We start from the raw sequence: 1,305 nt of genomic DNA on the forward strand, positions 1-1,305 counted from the left end.
CGCTCGAAATCGAAGAGGTCTGTCTCATCGTTGAAGGTCGGGATCCGCTCATGCGCAAGCCACCGGCGAAGCTCGCCGATCTCGCGGGCAACCCCTGGATCGTGCCGCAGGCAATGCTGCCGATGCGCTCGCTGCTCGAGCAGCTCTTCGACGACGCGCAACTGCCGTTTCCCCGCTATGCGATCGAGACGTCGTCGACCTTCGCAACGGTCTCGCTGCTACGGTCGGGGGCCGGCACAGTGGGCCTGATGCCGCTCAAGGTCGCACAATATTTTGCGGAGTACGGCCTTGTTGGGATCCTGCCGTTGCGGATCGAGCGACGCGGTGCCCCTTATGGCATCGCGACACGGCGAGGCGCGACCTTGTCGCAACCGGTGCAGCGGTTCATCGATCTATGCAAGGCGAAGCGGGACGGCGACACCGGCCATCTCTGACCCATGTGGCTGCAAGAGGCCGGGAATGGCGCGGCAGATCTAGCTTGCCGATCTGCCAGATACTTACCCAGCGATCGGGGATTTCCCTGGGTTCCCGGTGTCGCAATGCGCTGGGCCGGTTTTGCGTCGGGCGATAGCGTGAAGCTTTCATCATCCAAATGCTCGAAGTTGCGGTTATTTTCTATAAATCGTTGTTTTAATTGAAAAATAATGGTGATTGCCGCCATCGTACGGCAGCCGGGAGGGGGACAACGCCCAGCGCCAGGCGCGCCCGTCACGCGATACCTGTCGAGATTCACTTAACCTGGAACTGTTCATGTAGCTAGGATAAGGCTTTCCGGTCGTGCTGCTCAGGCAAACTTTGAACCGGTGTTTCGCTTAAGTTTGAACTATCTGGGCGTTCGTTCACTCAACTTTGAACTTTCTGAATGCCCCTCTCAGCCAGCCTGCGTAGTGGGCGCATCGGACCGAGTTCGGCCACTTTCGGCCATTCGACGCTGCACCACGAATCGTTGACAATAGCGGAAAATCAGACGGCGGGTGAAATCAACTCGATGATTTCCTGCACCCGATCTTCGATGGCCTGATCTTGCTCGAATCGCAAGACACGGCACCGACGACTTTTCAGCCACGCTTCGTGCCGCGCCCGGCTGCGGCCTGGTAATTGTCCCTGTTCATACTGAGCGGACCAAGCCATGAATGCTGGATCGGCGCAGCCGAACAAGGATATCTCCCGCGCCTCTATCCTCTGGAGTCGTAGATCTGTTGGCAGTGAGAGGAAGATAACCAGATCGAAAGCATCCTCCAGTTCGCTGCCTGTTCCGTCGCGATCTAAACGGTATTCTGTAGTGCGAGATATTTGGCGTTGAGA

The 1,305-nt window shown here is 57.7% G+C and carries 2 protein-coding genes; one reads left to right on the plus strand and one right to left on the minus strand.

Translation table 11 applies throughout. The annotated features are described in order from the left end of the window. Nucleotides 1–434 (plus strand): LysR substrate-binding domain-containing protein (locus V8683_RS31310; RefSeq protein ID WP_462880749.1); only part of this gene is annotated, 434 nt, incomplete at its 5' end. A gap of 529 nt (nt 435–963) precedes the next feature. Here the strand turns inward: V8683_RS31310 and V8683_RS31315 are convergent. Next, nucleotides 964–1,305: P-loop NTPase family protein (locus tag V8683_RS31315; RefSeq protein ID WP_462880750.1), on the minus strand; the 342-nt coding region annotated here is incomplete at its 5' end.

The organism is Paraburkholderia sp. AV2 (assembly GCF_054968425.1).